Origin of the sequence: Helicobacter mustelae, assembly GCF_900476215.1 — a bacterium.
In the GTDB taxonomy this organism is placed as follows: domain Bacteria; phylum Campylobacterota; class Campylobacteria; order Campylobacterales; family Helicobacteraceae; genus Helicobacter_H; species Helicobacter_H mustelae.
This window is the reverse complement of the sequence record NZ_LS483446.1, coordinates 561,562-580,696: the sequence shown is the minus strand read 5'-3', so window position 1 is coordinate 580,696 and position 19,135 is coordinate 561,562. Positions and strand designations below refer to the sequence as shown.

Sequence of the window (19,135 nt, the reverse complement as noted above, 5' to 3'; positions counted from 1 at the left end):
ATCTCCTTTATTTTTCATCATCTTTTAAAAGCCAGACTGCCCCCTGTGGAGTGGGCTCGATTCTCCAATTCTTCTCCACCAAATAAGTAGTACTCTTAGTGGTAATAACCGCAGGCCCATGAATGACATATTTATCACTTAGGACACTCTCATCATAGATTGCAGTCTCAATTGGATCTTTTTCATCTACAAAATGCACCTTGCGTGTGCTTTTTGGAGTGGGGACTGTTCGATTCCCGCCACTAGTGAGATCTTCGAAATGAACAACATCCGTCTCAATAAAGCTAGCAACTCTAATGGTTTGCACCCTTACACCCGCTTCTGGCGCTTCAATGCCTTTACCATATCTTTGCGCATACACATCTGAAAATGTTCGAATCGCACGCAAAACATCCCCGACATTATTGATGCGGTTCATATCAAGCACGACAGAAGTTGTCACTCTTTGGTTTCCATAGCGCATGTCCATTTCTAGACGATGCTGCACCTTGCTCACATCATAGCCCTGACGCTTGAGATCTTCCCTGCCTCTTTGCTCTAGCTCTTCAATATATCCATTGATTCTGTCATATTCATCAAAGAGCTTTCTTTTGATTGGTTCATAGAGTACGATGTAACCACTTCGCTCATGGATATGCAGGGGTTTCATATTCCCAGCGCCAAGTGCTGAGAACACAGAGGCAAATGGAGGGAATAGGATTTTTTTAATCCCAGCATGATGCGCGATACCACAGGCATGCAATGGCCCATTTCCACCATAGGCTACCATTGTAAAGTCTTCAACATTACCTCCATTTTTTCGTAGCTCCATCTCAATACCAATTGCCATCTGCTCATCTACGGTTCTTTTAATCACCTTTGACACTTCGATTACATCCAAGTCGAGATGATCGCAGAGTTTGTCTTCAATCACAAATGCCGATCGCTTAGGATTGAGCTTAATAAAGCCATCTGCATAATTTTCTGGGTCTAGGTAGCCAAGCATCAAATCAGCATCCGTAACCGTCGGGTTGAGTCCACCTCTATCATAGCATGCTGGGCCTGGGTCTGAGCCTGCTGATTCTGGCCCGATCTTAACAGATTGATAAATCCTATCATATGTCGCGATAGAACCACCCCCAGCACCCAAAGTATTTAGGTGAATCATGGGCAGGGTTACTAGCCATCTACAAATCACTGGCTGAAAGTCATAATGCTTCACTCCACCTTTTGGCAAGATACCAATGTCAAATGAAGTTCCGCCCATGTCCATACACACGACATTGCCAATGTCGGTATTTTCTGATAAGTGCTGGCTTGCGCTCACCCCACTAACTGGCCCTGAGTGAATGGTCTGGAGTGAGTCGGTAGAATTGCTTTGGGCCATCCCGCCACTATTATGTATAACTAGCATGGGTTTTTCATACCCGGACTCCCTTAGGTTGGAGCTGAGTTGATTGAGCGCATGAAACATAATTTCATACAAGAACGCATCGATGATAGTTGTATTGGCCCTTACATATTCACCCTTTCTACCAGAAACTTGAGAGCTCAAAATCACGGGGATGGCTCCTAGCTCATGGCTTGGGTATTCTTCTAGGATGGTTTCTAGCACCAATTGCTCATGGCTTGGATTTTCTGTAGCATTGACCAATGCCACAACGATAGCTTGCGCTCCATTATCAACTAGCTCTCTAACCTGCTTGCGTACATCCTCTTTTTGCAAAGGCACTAGAATCACGCCATCAGAATCCACTCTCTCTTTTACAGAGCGCACCATCTTTCTTGGCACGATGGGATCAGGTCGCTGGGCATTTGGCATATTGCCTTGTTCAGTTATATCAAGACCTTCGCCATATCCCTTGCCTCTTGATAGGTGTATGGTGTCTTCAAAGCCATGTGTAACGATGGCCGCAACTCTTGGGCCCTTTCCTTCAATCAGGGCGTTGGTACCCAGTGTAGTGGCATAGCGCACGGAGTCAACTTGTTTTAGCACCTCCTCTCTAGTTAGCCCAGCGATTTTGCAAGCATTATCTAGGGCTGAGTTAAACCCAAGGGATAAATTATGATGAGTGGTTAATGACTTAGACTCAATGTATTTTCCATCCCAAGCAAAAAAACAATCCGTAAAGGTTCCACCAATATCTACAGATACTCTCTTCATATGATCCTCCCTTGTTTATTTCTTGTTCTTATCAAATTTGGCCCTCAAGTCAGCCACAGCATTTTCACGAGGTCCATAGTTGATGACCTCTTCGGGATTTTTGCCAATTTCTTTCCATCTTCTTTTGAGGTCATCAATATCCCATAGCATGTCTATGATAGGTGGATAGTGTGGTGGTACATAGTCTGTCTCGATTTGAGTGCCACAAGTTGGGCAGTAGTATTCATAAATTCTGCAGAATTTCGGGTCTGGTGCGAAGGTGTATTTATATCTCTTGGGGTCAATAATTGCTTGATGGATTTCTTCGGGATTGCGATCATAGATCAAAGTGCCTTTTTTGTAGGTGTCTCTGGCATCACCAAAATCATGGCCACACATCCGACAAATCCATCTTTCGCTTTCTAAGTCAATCATTAAATATTCAGTCATGGGAACTCGCATTTTTTACTCCTTATTTGGTTTCTTCATCTTTTAGAATTAAATCTCCATTGTCTGTGACAAGCAGACTCCATCCCTTTGGTACCCTAGCTGTAAAGAACGGCCCCTCTACAATGGCTGGGCCATGAGTGCTTGCTGCTGTTTCTTGCTCTGATAGATTGATGATTGGGTCATGATGTACGCCATGCTCACCAATCACCTCTCTAGTGCCAGAAACTTTTACTTCTTTTTTGTGCTTTGGCATGGTCGCATGCAATATGGGATGAGAGAGCTCATACCTCACTCTGTAAGCTAGAATGCGCCTTTGATCTTTGTTTAGCTGAGTGGTGTCATCTAGAGTTGTGACATGGCTTTCAGAGCCATCTGCATTTTCTACAATCACATCCCAATTGGTTTTACAATCATCGATGGAATAGCCCTCCTGGTACATGTACCTCTTTGCATGATCATGCACTTCTTTTTTGATTTCTTCAATCTGGGCCTTATTCAAACCGGTGATATCCCTCTCAAAAGACTGCGCAACATCTGAGAAGCTAATTCCATATGCTGAGAATACAGCCGCCAACTTTGGCACGATCACTGTTTTGATACCAGCTTTTCTTGCCGCTGCACAAGCACTCATAGGACCGCCTCCTCCAAAGGCTGCTAGCACGGTGTCTTTTTGAACCTTGTCTTTCAAGCATTCTGCAAGTCTCTCTGCATAGACTTCTTCCATTTTCAAAAGCGTGTCTTCAAGCTTTAATCCCAACTTATTGGCAATGTTTTCTGTGATGACCTGTACTGCGCGATCCTTATCTAGCTTTTGTTGGCCATTGAGATAGGTATCTGGATCAATGATGCCAAGTGCTACATTTACATCTGTCAAGGTCGCTTCTTTGCCACCAAAACCAAAACAAGCAGGTCCAGGTGCGGAACCAACGCTATCAGGCCCAACTGTAATCTCACCCCTCTCATTAACTCTAAAAATCGAGCCTCCGCCAATACCATAGGACTTCACATCGCTAAGCTCAAAAGAGACTTGGATGCCCTCTACATCACCCCTTCTATTTGTGACGATCTTATGCTCATTAATCTCACCCACATCCGAAGTGGTACCCCCGACATCCACCATTAGCACATGCTCAAAACCATAAGCCTTAGCTAGGGCTTTTGTGCCTTCAATCCCACCCCTTGGACCCGAGGAATAGGTCTTTAGCGCTACAGATTTAGCAACCCTTGAAGATGCGCCATCATTTCGATAAATCAAAAGAGGATTTTTAATTTTGTGCGCCCTTAATCTGTGCTCTGCTGAGTATAAAAAACGCTCCATTGTAGGATGCAAGAAGCTATTTAAAATCGCGGACCAAATCCTTCGTTCATTGCTACTATCATGAACAAATTCCCAAGAAAACAACACCGGCACAGAACCCAGTAGATGTCTAGGGAATTTCAGCAAAAAAATATGTTTAAGCTCTTTTTCATCTTCTTTGTTTTTGATAGCAATGATCAATCTCTCAGCGCCTTTATTCGTCAGCGCATTCACTGCGCTCACCAAATGCTCACCAATTTCTTTATTGTGCTTGATATCATGCAGAAGCATCACACGATCGCCAATCAGGCTTTCATACAGCTCTTTTTTGTGCGGGGCATCTGTGAGCTTGTCCTCAATCTCAGGATTGTCTGTTATAAACCCTAGCTTTGGTCCCTTCCTCTCAACCAATGCATTCGTGCCCTGAGTGGAAGAGTAGCGAATGAGGTCTGTATTGTGTAGCAACTTTACAAATTCATTCTTTCCATCATTACCATAAATTTCCTCACTGGCCTTGGCAATGCCCTTAAAAAAACACTCTGAGAGATCCACGGGGGTGGTGAGTGTTTTGGTATAGTGCACTTCTTGACCACTCACGACACAAACATCTGTCAAAGTCCCGCCATTGTCAATATTTACCAGATACTTCATCTTAGCTCCTTTCATCTTAGTTTAATACCTCACAAGCCAGGAAGCAAAAGGCTTCAACAGCCTGTACGCATCCATTGTAACCAGATAAATATGTACCTAAAGCACACTCATGGTTTACGAATCCATCATTTCGTACGATTTTTTTACATTTTGTAGCATATTAAAAAATTAAATTACTATCTGTAACATTTTAATTTTTAGAACGAGTGAATTTTCCTGAGATTTTGAATTTTTTGCTAGATGAATTTTGATATATGTGGAGAATTTTTCTCACTTATGGGGATTTTTGGGCACGACGCTTCCTCCCACAGTATGAGAGAACCTTAATTTATGTCCCCATATGTCACCATGCGAGAAAGAGAGAAATTTTCGAAGTCCCTCCACAAGGGAGGGGAAGAAAAGTGAGGAGATTGCTTATATCTGCTTGTATTCCAAATTATTTGGTGCGATAACCCTTCACCGCAAAAAAGAGAATGTAAAAATAGCAGAGCATAGGAACCAAATAAGACTCAAGGACATCAAAATAATCCGCGACTAATCCCTGTACTGGTGGCACGAGAGCCCCACCCACAATGGCCATACAGATAAGCCCTGAAGCGCGGCTAGTGAATTTGCCTAGATTTTTTGTGGCTAGAGAGAAGATGGTGGGGAACATGATAGAATTAAAGAACCCTATGGCCACCAAAGCCACGATAGCAACCTTGCCACCAAGAAAAACTGCTGTGGCAATAAGACAAATATTTACAACAGCATTAAAAGCTAGGCAGCGATTGGGTGGGATGATGCTCATCACAGCACTTCCGATAAACCTCCCTACCATCGCACCCCCCCAATAAAAGGCGATATATTTGGCACCAGTCTCATGTTTAATCTGCGCGATGTCTGACATAGTCGAAATCAAGAATGAGCCAATGGCCACCTCTGCTCCGACGTAGAAAAAGATGCCAGCAGCACCCAAAACAAGATGGGGGTATTCAAAGATGCTGTTTTTGCCATCATTATTTTCTTCGCTAACCTTCTCAGCCCTCTCCCTCACATCAGGAAGTCTCAAGAGATACACCACCACGGCCAAAAGGATCAACACGCCAGCAATGACCAAATAAGGGATTTGCACAGACTGAGCTTCTTGAGACTTGCTTACGTACTCTGCAGTGCCAGAAAGGATGAACACGGCACCAAAGAACGGTCCTAAAGTCGTGCCCAGAGAGTTAAAGGCCTGCACCAAAGTCAGGGCCGTGGCTTCTTTGCCAGGGGCTAGCAAGGTCACGAAGGGATTTCCCGCAGTCTGCAAAAGCACCACACCACAGGCCAAGACAAACAAAGCCCCCAAAAATATCGGGTAGGAAGCAGTGGAAGCAGCAGGATAAAACAGAATACATCCAAGCGCTGTCAAAAGGAATCCCAAGATTACGCCAGTTGGGTAGCCAATCTTGTCTAAGAGCTTCCCAAAAAAACCACCCGATATAAAATAAGCACCAAAAAAACAAAATTGCACCAGGGCGGCCTCAAAATAATTGAGATCAAAAACCCCCTTAAGATGCGGGATTAGAATGTCATTTAGCACCGTAATAAAACCCATCACAAAAAATAATGTCGTTAAAGTCACCAATGCAAAATTGTTTGATTTTGTTTTCATAATTTCCCCTTTCAAATTGAATTAAATTTTTTATAAATTTGGATTAAGTGTTTTGTAGAACTATCATGTTCTTGAGTCTTTCCTCCTTTCAATTCCGATAAAATTGTATGAGCCAGCTCCTTCCCAAGCTCTACCCCCCACTGATCAAAGCTATTGATATCCCAAATTACCCCTTGAACAAAAATTTTGTGTTCATACAAAGCAATCAAAGAACCTATGCTTCTTGGGTGAATTTCATCTAGCAAAAGCACATTGCTAGGTCGATTCCCTGAAAAGACTCTATGGGGAGCAAGTTTTTGAATCTGCTCTTCTTTAAGGCCTTTTTGGGCCATTTCTTTTTGTACTTCTTCAAGATTCCTTCCACGCATAAAAGCTTCTGCTTGGGCAAAAACATTACTCAACAAGATTTCGTGATGACCTGGCAGATTGCCCCTGCTACTAAGAGATGCAATGAGATCAATGGGGCTTAGATGCGTACCTTGATGCAAAAGTTGAAAAAAAGCATGCTGGGCATTGATCCCCATATCCCCCCAGATAATAGGACCTGTGTCATAATCCACCCTCTTACCATCCCTTCTCACCTGCTTGCCATTACTCTCCATATCCAGCTGCTGGATGAATTTGGGGAAATATCTAAGCACAGAATCATAGGGTGCGATGATATGACTACCTGAGTCAAAAAAATTGATATACCAAATGCCTATCAATGCCATGAGGACAGGCATATTTTGCTCAAAAGGTGCATTGCGAAAATGCTCATCCATCAAATGTGCCCCCTCAAGCAAAGAGGAAAAATTCTCTTTACCAAGATAAATCATGATGGCCAGCCCTATGGCTGACCAAAGGCTATAGCGCCCTCCCACCCAATTCCAAAACTCAAACATATTCTCCAAATCTATGCCAAATTCCCTCACAGCCTCTTTGTTTGTGGAGACAGCCACAAAATGCTTAGCGATGTGTTTTACATCTAGAGCATGGTCCAAAAACCATTTTCTAGCTGTAAATGCATTGGTGAGGGTTTCTTGGGTGGAGAAAGTCTTGGAAGCTACGATGAATAAAGTCGTCTCAGGATGGACCTTTGACAGAACATCCTGGAGCTGCACTCCATCAACATTGGAGACAAAGTGCATGTTTAGCCTTGGGTGGGCGTGATTTTTCAGAGCCTTACACACCATCAAAACCCCTAGGTCAGAGCCACCGATACCTATGTTGACCACATCTGTGATGATTTGATTGGTATAGCCAAGCCAAGAGCCCGTGCGCAAAGAATCTGAGAAGTTTTGCATTTTTATCAAAACCTCCCTTATATTTGGCATGATGTCCATGTCATCAAGCTTGACGGAGTGATTTGCCTGATTTCTCAAAGCCGTGTGCAAAACAGCTCGATTTTCAGTGTTGTTAATCTTCTCTCCCTCAAACATCGCATGGATTTTTTCTTTCAAAGAGCATTCATTAGCCAGGTCAAACAAAAGCGCCAAAGTCTCATCGGTGATGCGGTTTTTGGAATAATCCAATTTCAAATCCCCAACCTGCAGAAAATATCTAGGCCCTCGATTTTCATCTTCTTTAAACAGCTGCCTCATATGGACTTCTTTGATCTGAGAAAAATGAGAATTCAATGCCTTCCAAGCATTGAGATGAGTGAAAGTTTTCATGGATTAGCCTTTATTTTTAAAATAATCTTTCAAATAGTTTTCAAGGGCCACGGCCACGCCATGAATGCCAGGATATTTGGCCAATACCACATAAACAGGGATAGCGGCCAAATATGCATCAAACCTGCCCTTGTTTTCAAAACGCGTCCTGAAAGGAGAGTTTTTGAAGTATTCAATGATTTTTGGGATGATTCCTCCACAAAGATAGACCCCACCCCTTGCTCCCAAGGTCAAGGCCAGGTCAGAAGCAACCGTTCCAAGCATCGCGCAAAATATATCTAGCGTCAGACGACTGAGTGGGAATTTTCCACTTAGAGCCTGCTCGCTGATGAGCTCTGGAGTCATTTTTGAGTTTTTCATACCTTCTCGATGAGAGAGAGCTTCATAAATGAGGCAAAGCCCCGATCCGCTCAAAAATCTCTCCACAGAAACATGTCCAAATTTTTTCTTAGCATATTGCCAGATCATTACCTCAGTATCATCAAAGGGCGCAAAAGTCGTATGCCCCCCCTCTCCTGCTAGGGCAATATAGCTATCTAGGCAAGGGATGAGTCCACTCACTCCAAGTCCAGTCCCTGGACCCAAAACCGCCTTTGGTGCATGAATCGCACAAGAATTGCCTCCAATTTGCACAAGCTCTGATAGGGGCATTCTACTAATAGCATGAGCTTGAGCGGTAAAGTCATTGATTAAAATCAAGACTTCTAAATCAAGAGCCTGCCTGGTAGTTTCGATAGAAAAAGCCCAATGATGATTTGTCATCTGCACCCAATCCCCCACCACGGGATTAGCGATGGCAAAAGCGCCATAATTGACCACCGGATTCCCCACCTTGGATAAATACGCCTTCACAGCATCCACAATGGTATTGTAATCATTGCAGGCCAAAACCTCAATATGCTCGATTTTAGACTTGCTAAGCTCTAGGGCAAATCTCGCATTTGTTCCGCCAATATCAGCCAATAACCTAGGATAGAGTTCCTTGCCTTTATTTTGAGTAATAGACATCGCAATCAACCTCTCTTGAATGAAGTATGTAAGAAATAGGCAGTTTGGGATTGACTCCCAAACTTGCCTCTTCAAAAACCTTTTTCTTATCTTCCCCCTTGAGGGTCAAGATAAGTTTTTTGGTTTTTTTTAGAGCCTTCAAGCTCATGGAAAGCCTCTGATAGGGAGCGTTTTTGGGAGTGGTTGAGATGATGTTTTGCTCACTCTCTAGCGCATGTTCAAACTCACTTGCCTCAGGGAATAAAGAGGCTGTATGACCATCTAGGCCCATGCCCAAAATCGCCAAATCTGCTTGCCTATAATGCTTGTTTGCAAACTCAAGTAAAAGCTCTAGGGACAAAGAAGGATCCTTAAGGATGGGGATAAAGCTAGCGCCTTTTGCAGAATTTTGCAAGAGATGAGACTTGACTAGGGCAGTATTGCTATCTTCACTCTCCAAAGACACGATTCTCTCATCCACAAGACTGATGCAAATCTTGTCCCAGGCAATTTTTTCCCGACTCAATAACTCAAACAAGGCCACTGGGGATTTTCCACCAGATACAGCCAAAGAAGCGCCGCCATTTAGCAAAGCCTTTTCTGTCAGAAACTCCCCCAACCAAGAGACCAGGGAGAGATTGCATTCCTGCGAGTTGGAAAATTCATAAAAACGAAAAGCCATAATCAAAAACCACCCTATGTTAGTTACATCTTAGCAAAATAAATCAGATTTAAAAATTGAATCTTTTTTCAAATTTCACAAAACTGTTTCTATTTTTCACATTAAAAAGCTTGAAGTGAGAAAAAACTCCACTTATGAGAACACTCATGCGCTCAAAACCCTTTCCCATCTTCACACCAAAGAATCTGGTAGATTGCGCAGCGGGCTTAACAATTATGCCACTCATGAGAACACTCATACACCAGATCCAGGGCTTCTTTTGGTCCCCAGCTACCTGCAGGATAGAGATAGAGCTCACTTTCATTATTTTTCCAATTCTCCAAGATTGGATCAATCCACCTCCAAGCAGCCTCCAATTCTTCTCTATGATTAAAAGAAGCTTGATTGCCTTCTATAACATCCAAAATCAGCTTTTCATAGGGCTGCATTGCGGCAGAATCATCCAGATGCAAATCCAGGGTTTTTTCTTCTACATCCATGCTATTGCCAATTTTTTTAGTTTTGAGATTTAGGGAAATGTGATTATCTGGTTGTAGGAAAATGATGAGCTTGTTGGTATAGCCTTGTAGATTTTTGTTTTTGAAAGAAATGACAATTTGACCAAAAGACTCAGCCATTCTCTTGCCAGTCCTCAGATAAAATGGCACGCCAAGCCACATGGGATCTTCAATCTGAGCCTTGATGGCTACAAAAGTCTCTGCTTGGCTATGTTCTCTGATATTCTCCTCTTCCAAATAAGCCTTAAATCCAGCGCTTTTACCATATTGAGCTCGGATGACCTGCTTTTTGATTTCTTCTTTTTTGAAGGGTTTGAGTTTTTTGAGAAGTTCTAGCTTTGCCTCTCTGATGGAGGGGGCATCTAAGACCTTGGGGATCTTCATGGCAATCAAAGAGAGAATCTGCAGGATGTGATTTTGGAGCATGTCTCGCAAAGCCCCAGTGTTGTCATAAAACTCACCCCGAGCTTCCACTCCCAAGGCCTCAAAAATCGTAATCTCCACGCAATCAATATGCTCCCTATCCCACACAGAGAGAAAAAGTGGATTGCAGGCCCGCAAAACCAAGAGATTTTGAATGACTTCCTTACCCAAATAATGATCAATCCTATAAATTTGCTCCTCTTTGTAATATTTGGCAATTGCATCATTGATCTCTTGACAGGATTTTAGATCCATGCCCAGGGGCTTTTCTAGCACGATTTTTACATTTTTCTCATTGAAACCAATTTGAGCAAGATGCTCGCAGGCCTTAATAAAGTACTGCGGAGAGATGGAGAAATAAATCACGCGATTATCACACCTTTGATCCAGACTATTTTTTAAAATTTTAAAATCTGCAAGCTTATTGAGATTAATGGAGACATAGCTGATGTTTTGTGTAAATTCTGCCCATTTTTTCTCATCGCAATTCTTGATGTGAATCTTGGATTTTTTTTCCAATTCTCCAAGAAATTGCCCCAAATCCAAAACGCTCCTTCCCGTGGCGATGATCCTGCCCTTTGGTGATAGCAACCCCTTGCTATAAGCTCCATACAAAGATGGGAAGATTTTACGCATAGCCAAATCCCCAGTGGCGCCAAACAAAATAAATTCAAAATCTTTTAGTTGTTGCACAGAAACTCCTTACAATAAAAACCATAAAATTTTAAAAGACAAAAGCTTTCATTTAATAGAAATACCTTAGAATACAAACTAAATTTAACAATATTCTCACTTAGGAGTGGCTTATTCGCAATGAAAAACAAAAAACTAGAACAAATCACACAAAAAGTCATGGAGCGCAGTCAAAAAACCAGAGAGGCGTATTTAGAGCGCATTGCAGGCCATAAGGGCAAAATCCAAAGAAAAGATTTAGGCTGTGCGAATTTGGCCCATGCTTATGCAACCATTCCCAGCCATATCAAAGACAAAATCAAAGAAAACAAAGATTTAAACTACGCCATAATCTCAGCCTATAATGACATGCTCTCCGCACACCAGCCCTTCAAAAACTATCCTGATCTCATCAAAAAAGAAATCTTCAATCATCATGCCTTTGCGCAATTTGCAGGTGGTACTCCAGCAATGTGTGATGGAATCACTCAGGGCTATGAGGGTATGGAACTAAGCCTGTTTTCACGCGATGTCATTGCCATGAGCGTGGCCATAGCACTCTCTCACAATGTCTTTGATGGGGCTTTTTATCTTGGCGTATGCGATAAAATCGTCCCAGGGCTTTTGATAGGGGCTTTGAGCTTTGGGCATTTGCCAAGCATTTTTGTGCCTTCAGGTCCCATGGCTAGCGGCATCTCCAATGATGAAAAATCCAAGATGCGCCAGCTCTTTGCCCAGGGTCAAATCTCTAGAGACAAGCTATTAGAGAGTGAGATGAAGTCTTATCATGATGTTGGGACCTGCACCTTTTATGGCACAGCCAATTCCAATCAAATGATGATGGAATTCATGGGATTGCATCTACCAAATTCTGCATTCATCCATCCCAATACCCCCTTGAGAGAAGCTCTCGTGAAAGAAGCCGCTGCGCACATGGCCACAAGTCAAATCAAGCCCATAGGTGAGCTCCTTGGCGAAAAAAATATCATTAATGCCATGATAGGCCTCATGGCAACAGGTGGCTCCACCAATCACACCATCCATCTCATCGCCATAGCTAGAGCTGCGGGGATTATCATCAATTGGGATGATTTTGATGCGATTTCTAGCATTATTCCGCTTTTAGCCAGAGTCTATCCCAATGGAAGGGCAGATGTCAATCAATTCGAAGCATCAGGAGGCATCGCCTTCATCATCCACCAACTCCTAAAAGAAGGGCTTTTGCATGATGATGTGGATACTGTTATGGGCCAAGGCATGCAACCCTACACCAAAAATCCTTTTCTCATCGATGGGAAACTCACCTACAAAGATGGGGTGAAAACAAGCAAAAATACAGAGATCTTAAGAGACATAGAAAATCCCTTCTCCAAAGATGGCGGGGTAAAAATCCTGCGCGGCAACATCGGCAGAGCAGTGATCAAAATCTCAGCCGTAAAAGAAGAGCATCAAATCATAAAAGCCCCTGCCCTAATCTTCCACTCTCAGCAAGAGTTTTTACAAAGATTCCAAAACAAAGAGCTAGAACGAGATTTTATCGCTGTTTTGCCCTATCAGGGTCCTAGGGCCAATGGCATGCCAGAGCTCCACAAACTAACCCCTCCGCTAGGAGCCCTGCAAGACCAAGGCTTCAAGGTGGCCCTCATCACTGATGGCAGAATGTCTGGAGCTTCAGGCAAAGTCCCTGCAGCCATCCACATGAGCCCTGAAGCTCTGCTTGGCGGATCCATCGCCAAGATCAAAGAAGGAGATATGATTGTACTTGATGCCAAAAATGGTGTGCTAGAAGTCTTGGTAGATGAAAAAGAATGGAATCAAAGAGAGGCAGCCATATTCACACAAAAAGAGATCTTTGGCTCTGGCAGGGAGCTCTTTGCAGGCTTTAGAGCTCAAAGCTCTAGCGCTGAGACTGGAGCCATGAGCTTTGGTGGATATTTTCAATAAGGAGAAGACATGCAAGCAAGAGAAATTTTACAAATCAGCAAAATCATCCCCGTTATCACAATCCATGACGCAAAAACAAGCATTGATCTAGCAAGGGCGCTAGTACATGGTGGCATCAAGATCTTAGAAATCACCCTGCGCACCAAAGAAGCACTAGAAGCCATCAAGATCCTATCCAGAGAAGTTCCAGAAGCTACTGTGGGAGCGGGCACAGTCTTGAATGCCAAAATGCTAGAAGAAGTCAAGCATGCAGGAGCCAAATTTGCCATAAGCCCGGGGTTGACACCTACTTTTGCAAAAGAGGCCAAAAACATAAACCTGACGCTCATTCCTGGGGTGAGCACTGCGAGTGAATTGATGCTAGCTCTTGAATTTGGCTATAAGGATTTGAAATTCTTCCCTGCAGAGGCAGCTGGTGGGGTGGGCATGTTAAAATCCCTAGCAGCTCCGTTTCATGAGGTGAAATTTTGTCCCACAGGCGGCATTAGCCCTGACAATATTAATGATTATTTGCATCTAGAAAATGTGCTTTGTGTGGGGGGATCTTGGCTAAGTCCAAAGGAACTCATTTTGGCAAAAAAATGGGATGAGATTAGCCAAATCACCAGAGATAGTCTCGCAAAAATCACAAAATAAAACGTTTTGAGGCAGGCAAACACATCAGGCCTAAAATTCCCTGCTTCTTTACAAGCGATTTGGAGTAAATATCAAATTAAGAATAAATTTCTTGCTTCTTTAGAGCCAAATATTAAGATTTTGCTATAATGACATATTTATTTCAGCACCTTGGATGGCTAGGAGAATTAAAATGCGAAGATACTTATTCCCTTTTATTTTCGGCGGGTTGCCTTTGATGGCCTACAACCCAAAGGATGGATACTTTGTAGAAGGCGGAATCACCACAGGCATGGTGGAAACAGCAGAGACCATCATCCCTCCTAGGTCCCTGCTGCCAAGCGTTCCCATACCCAAAAGACCTCCCATCAAAAGGATCTCAGGCACAACCCCCCTCATCCAAAGCACCCAGTACAGCACTCAGCCTATTTTCACACAGGACAAATTAGGGTCATCTACCAACCAGAACCCTACCCCAATCATCCTAAGCGCTGCCCACCCCATCGCGATCAAATTAGAAAATGGCAACGTAGTGATACAAAACTTCCTGCCCTACAATCTCACAAATGTAGATATTACGATGAACACCCCTGGCAACAAAGACAGAGTGATCGTGGGACGGATCGCCGACCTCAAGCCCTTTGAGATCACCACCATCCCTCAAACTCACATGCCAGAAATCGCCAAAGTCTTGGCAGAATATCAGCAACAAGAACAACAGCAGCAAAAACAACAGCAAAATCGCACACTCAGTGGTGCCCAGCTAGCCGCAGCGCAAAACATTCAACAGTCCTACATTGACAAAAACAATCCCAATATAGACACGAGATTTTTGGTGGATGCCAGCAGTAGCTCAAATGCACAAACCAAACATGTTCTGGGGATCTTTGAGAGAATTTGGGTGGACATCACGGCTAAATTCGCCCCCATAACCCCTATCCCAGATCTGCTCAAACCAAATAATGGGAGCTGGGCATGGGGCGTGCCCACCCCCTACTCAGCAAAGCTCATCACCTACGCACTAGAGAATCTAGCAGCAGTCCTAAGCTCCCCTCAGTTTAAACAAGCTGTGTTGCACGCCCCTTTTGCTTTTGTCAATGGTCCTGGTGACTATAACCCCAATGTTGTCCCCTTAAGTAATGGCCAAGCCAAGCCAGGAAGTCAAAAATATGTACTAAGCCCTGAAACCGTTTATAAACAATACACCACGAGCAAAAACATTACGGTAGACATCATGAGTCCTAGTGGTTATGAAGGCCTTGGTTCACCAGCTGTCTGGGGTGTGCAGCCCGGACTCATTAACTATTATTTCAAACCCGATAAGTCCTCAAAGGAAAAACCCCCCATCTATCTCAGCAATGATCCACTAACCCCCGGCACCAATATTTGGCCATTAATCACAATATGGCATGAGTGGGGGCATGTAAATGGCTACAGCCATAATGGAGACATGACTTACCAAAATGGCTGGTTTAACAACACCGACCAAGCAAAGCCCAACAATGATGCAGGTGCTGCATCAGCATGGGATCGATTTGATAAAAATCCAGGCGATGCTAGTGGTCTACCTTTTGTAACCAACAAAAATGGCACTTACTTTTTGGCGGGCATGGGGGGCCTGGGGGTGGGTGTTTGGACATATTTGGGTGCACATAATGAATTACCTATCAATTACAAAGATCTCCCAGCTGCAGAGCCCAACAACCGCCCCAATTGGTCGTTCAACGCCCCAGCATGGTGGACAAACCCCATCGTAAAACCCGTCGCACCCATAGAACCCTTAGCACCGCCAAAAGAAAGCAATGGCACTGAGAACGCTGAAAACAAAAAAATGTACGATGCTGCAATGGCGCAATACCAGAAAAACATGAAACAGTATGAAACCGATGAAGCGAATTTCAAAAAGAGATGGGATGCCTACCTAAAGGGGCTTGAAGATGTGCAAAAAAATGGCACCAATTTCGACTCTCCCGTGTGGTATGAAGCTTGGGCAAAACAACAAGCCATCAAAAACAAGGAAGAGCTTGAGAAATTTTATAATGAAGCCCTAAAAAAAGCTGAACAAGCCGTGATCAACCAATACAACAGCTATGCTGGCGTAACACACATCACAAGCCTACCTGCAAACAGCACGAGCGCAAAACAAGTCGCTGCAGCCTCCTTGAATAGTGCCACAGGTGCAGCACAGCTTGCACAATTACCCCAAAGCAATGCAAGTAACGAAAGTGGCAGTGGCCCGGGGGGGGGTGCTAGTGCCGCACAAGTGCCTCAAAGCACTCCAGCACAAAGTGCAACTAGTGAAGTGAGCTTCAGACGACTGCCAAGGGAAATGTCCTCTTATAGTTCAACTTTCCTCTCAGGCCTATCAAGCACCCTTAATAGCATGTCCAGAGTGTCCAATAAGTCTGCGATGGTGGGCTTTAATGTGATGGGGGGCTATCAGCACTATTTTAACGATACCGTTGGGATGTCTTATTATGGCATCATGAAGTACAACTATGCAGGCGTAAACAAAATCAGCGCTTCAATCAATCAAGTGGGCCTTGGCGTGGGCTCCAATGTCCTCATAGATTTTTATACCAAGTACACCACAATTAAAGAAAAAGACGCTCTAGAGGCTATTCGACGTTTTGATAGTTCTCTTGGCATGTTTGCAGGGCTTAGAGCGCTTTGGCAGGGTTATGGCATGCTAGGGCGCTTTGTCAATGCAGGCAATCTCAATTTCACCACAGGCTTTAATTACAGAGTGGGGCATTCCAAGTATAGCCTCGGGATCTCTGTGCCCATGATCTCCTATGACATCAAAGTGGCAACATTAGGAAACAGAGAGATATCCATCAAAGAAGGCCCTAGTCATTTCAATGTCTTCTTTAACTACGGCTGGGTGTTTTAGAATTTTTGAAGCACTGGAGGGGTGTTTTGACACTTTTATAACATGCAAAAAGTGGGCGAAAACTCACTTTGCTTCTGGCGGGAATACATGCTTTTGTGCTTGATCCTCCTAATGCGTTGAAATTTTGTAGCAGACTTTATGACACAGCACAAAGATCCGTCGCACTCAGGGTAAAACCCCTAACCTCGCAAGGGATTTCAAAGAAATGCCATCGACTTTTATGAGGAAACTTGAGATTTATGAGAGTCTTGATGATTTTATGGCGAGAATTTTAATCTTTAAGGAAGGTGATTCTTGCCAAGAATTTTACACCTTCACAATAAAGCGAGCCTCATGGCATGGCCTTTATGGCACCATTTCCTAGCAAATAAAAAGAATGGCTAAAGTATGTTAGAAAGGTATACAGCAACAACACCCCCAACAATTGGGGCACATATGGGAATCCAAGCATAGCCCCAGTCAGCACTGATTTTGAGAGGCAATAAAAATAATACAATTCTAGGCCCCAAGTCTCTTGCTGGATTTATGGCATAGCCTGTTGTTGCACCTAGTGACAAGCCAATAACCCACACCAAAATAGCCACAGGCAATGCCCCCAGACTCCCCAGACCAATGCTTGCAGTAGAGTCAGTACCAAGAATAATATTTGCGCCACTTAGATGAAGGATCACAAAAATTAGCACAAATGTTCCAATCGCCTCACTTAGAAAATTGGAGGGATAGTTCCGTATCGCTGGAGAGGTGCAAAAACACGCCCTCTTTGCACCCTCATCGGAGGTGAGGGCAAAATGCTGTTTGTACATAATCCAAACAAGCAAGGCTCCAAACATTGCGCCAAGAAATTCCCCTGCAATATAGCTGGGCACAAGTTGCCACTCAAGCTTATGTGCCAGGGCCAAAGCCAATGTTACTGCGGGGTTGAGATGAGCACCACTGCTCTCTCCTGCTACCACCACACCCACAAAAACCGCAAATGCCCATGCAGTTGTAATAATCAGCCAATGCCCCCCATCTCCACATTTTGTGCCCTTAAGCACGCAAGTTGCAACAACTCCATTGCCAAGCAATATCATCAAACCCGTCCCGATAAATTCTGAAACAAAGATGCTCATTCTCTCCCCCTTAGGATAGCCAATGCAGTGAGCTACTTACCGCCTTGTGCCAAAAATGCAACATTTCTTGAACCCTTTCCTTTTCTAGTTTGGGTGAAAAAGTCTTGTCAATATGCCATTGGGATTTAATCTCCTCTATATCCTTATAAAATCCCACTGCCAAGCCAGCCAAATAAGCTGCACCCAGTGCTGTTGTTTCGATTGTTTTTGGCCGCACTATATTAAATCCAAAAATATCAGCTTGAATCTGCATGAGATAATCACTCGCACTTGCCCCACCATCCACGCGCAGCTCAATGCATTTTTCACCCAGGTCTTTTTCCATTTCTTTGACGATGTCATATACCTCAAAAGCGATACCCTCAAGAACTGCGCGAGCAATATGCCCATCAGTTGTCCCTCGAGAAATGCCAAAAAACGTCCCCCTTGCATATTGGTCCCAATAAGGAGCTCCAAGCCCTGTGAGCGCGGGGACAAAATAGACGCCCCCATTATCTTCTACAGTGGCTGCTAGGGTATTGATATCTGCAGCGGTTCGAATCATCCTAGCACCATCGCGCAGCCACTGTATAGCCGCTCCACCTACAAATACCCCACCCTCAAGCGCATAAGAAACCCTATCTTGAATTTGCCAAGCAACAGTTGTAAGAAGATTGTTTTGACTCATCACAGGTTTATCTCCCGTATTCATCAACAAAAAGCAGCCCGTGCCATAGGTGTTTTTCATCGCTCCTTTTTCGATGCACATTTGCCCAAATAATGCAGATTGCTGATCGCCTGCAACTCCAGCAATAGGGATTTGAGAATCCACCCAACGCGTCATTGTATGGCCATAGATTTCACTTGAGGATCTCACTTCTGGCAGGAGCTTCTTGGGAATATCAAAAAGCTCCAAAAGCTCATCATCCCATTGGAGCGTGTGGATATTATAAAGCATCGTGCGACTCGCATTACTTGGGTCTGTGACATGGACCTTGCCACCTGTAAAATTATAAATCAGCCAAGTGTCGATGGTGCCAAAACATAGTTGACCATTTTCTGCCTTTTTCCTAGCATTAGGGATGTTATCAAGGAGCCACTTGATTTTGGTTGCAGAAAAATAAGCATCAATAATCAAACCGGTTTTTTGATGAATAGATTTTGCGTATTTTTCTTTTAGAGATTCGCAATAATCTGCAGTACGACGGTCTTGCCATACAATGGCATTGGCTATGGGCTCTCCGCTCTCCCTATCCCATATCACCGTGCTTTCTCTTTGATTGGTAATGCCAATGGCTGCAATCTCACTGGCACTGATGTTTGCCTTGGCTAAAGCTCCTGTAAGTGTTGAAATTTGAGAAGCCCAAATCTCCTTGGCATCATGCTCCACCCAACCAGATTGGGGGAAAATTTGAGAAATCGTCTTTTGTGCGCTACTGATGACATTTCCCATTTTGTCAAAAATGATTGTTCTTGAAGATGTTGTACCCTGGTCTATTGCCATGATATACCGTTTCATT

13 protein-coding genes are annotated in these 19,135 nt (G+C 43.7%); 3 read left to right on the top strand and 10 right to left on the bottom strand.

Annotation, left to right across the window (positions count from 1 at the left end; translation table 11 throughout):
- Window positions 1-7: 7 nt before the first annotated feature.
- The 8 genes from DQN48_RS02765 to zwf form a co-directional block, all read right to left on the bottom strand.
- A complete protein-coding gene (locus DQN48_RS02765) occupies window positions 8-2,143 on the bottom strand; it encodes a hydantoinase/oxoprolinase family protein (protein WP_013022850.1) in 2,136 nt (711 codons plus the stop codon).
- Between the two features lie 15 nt (window positions 2,144-2,158).
- Entirely contained in the window at window positions 2,159-2,584 is a 426-nt protein-coding gene (locus DQN48_RS02760; protein ID WP_041913084.1) for an acetone carboxylase subunit gamma, read from the bottom strand.
- 10 nt (window positions 2,585-2,594) lie between these two features.
- The gene (locus tag DQN48_RS02755; protein ID WP_013022848.1) at window positions 2,595-4,520 is read right to left on the bottom strand and encodes a hydantoinase/oxoprolinase family protein; all 1,926 of its coding nucleotides are present in this window, start codon (window positions 4,518-4,520) and stop codon (window positions 2,595-2,597) included.
- A 436-nt stretch (window positions 4,521-4,956) separates the two neighbouring features.
- Window positions 4,957-6,156 (bottom strand): sugar MFS transporter, encoded by a 1,200-nt coding sequence (locus DQN48_RS02750; protein WP_013022847.1) that lies wholly within the window; start codon window positions 6,154-6,156, stop codon window positions 4,957-4,959.
- Window positions 6,157-6,167: 11 nt separating this feature from the next.
- Complete coding sequence (gene pgi / locus DQN48_RS02745; RefSeq protein WP_013022846.1) at window positions 6,168-7,811, bottom strand: glucose-6-phosphate isomerase; 1,644 nt, start codon at window positions 7,809-7,811, stop codon at window positions 6,168-6,170.
- 3 nt (window positions 7,812-7,814) lie between these two features.
- Window positions 7,815-8,819, bottom strand: coding sequence for a glucokinase (locus tag DQN48_RS02740; RefSeq protein WP_013022845.1), 1,005 nt, complete (start codon window positions 8,817-8,819; stop codon window positions 7,815-7,817).
- Window positions 8,800-9,480, bottom strand: a complete 681-nt coding sequence (gene pgl, locus DQN48_RS02735; protein WP_013022844.1) for a 6-phosphogluconolactonase — start codon at window positions 9,478-9,480, stop codon at window positions 8,800-8,802. The genes DQN48_RS02740 and pgl overlap by 20 nt, the downstream gene beginning before the upstream one ends.
- 206 nt (window positions 9,481-9,686) lie before the next feature.
- A complete protein-coding gene (gene zwf / locus DQN48_RS02730; RefSeq protein WP_013022843.1) occupies window positions 9,687-11,093 on the bottom strand; it encodes a glucose-6-phosphate dehydrogenase in 1,407 nt (468 codons plus the stop codon).
- Between the two features lie 120 nt (window positions 11,094-11,213).
- Between zwf and edd the strand changes: the two genes are divergently transcribed.
- From edd to DQN48_RS02715, 3 genes are all read left to right on the top strand, one after another.
- Window positions 11,214-13,016, top strand: coding sequence for a phosphogluconate dehydratase (gene edd / locus DQN48_RS02725; RefSeq protein WP_013022842.1), 1,803 nt, complete (start codon window positions 11,214-11,216; stop codon window positions 13,014-13,016).
- A gap of 9 nt (window positions 13,017-13,025) precedes the next feature.
- Window positions 13,026-13,652 carry a bifunctional 4-hydroxy-2-oxoglutarate aldolase/2-dehydro-3-deoxy-phosphogluconate aldolase gene (locus tag DQN48_RS02720; protein ID WP_013022841.1) on the top strand — a complete coding sequence of 209 codons (627 nt, stop codon included), beginning with the start codon at window positions 13,026-13,028 and terminating at the stop codon, window positions 13,650-13,652.
- 217 nt (window positions 13,653-13,869) lie between these two features.
- The gene (locus DQN48_RS02715; protein WP_170118054.1) at window positions 13,870-16,524 is read left to right on the top strand and encodes a porin family protein; all 2,655 of its coding nucleotides are present in this window, start codon (window positions 13,870-13,872) and stop codon (window positions 16,522-16,524) included.
- Between the two features lie 380 nt (window positions 16,525-16,904).
- Here DQN48_RS02715 and DQN48_RS02710 read toward each other — a convergent pair whose 3' ends face one another.
- Window positions 16,905-17,636, bottom strand: coding sequence for an MIP/aquaporin family protein (locus tag DQN48_RS02710; protein ID WP_013022839.1), 732 nt, complete (start codon window positions 17,634-17,636; stop codon window positions 16,905-16,907).
- Window positions 17,637-17,646: 10 nt separating this feature from the next.
- Window positions 17,647-19,134, bottom strand: a complete 1,488-nt coding sequence (glpK, locus tag DQN48_RS02705) for a glycerol kinase GlpK (protein ID WP_013022838.1) — start codon at window positions 19,132-19,134, stop codon at window positions 17,647-17,649.
- Window position 19,135 lies beyond the last annotated feature (1 nt).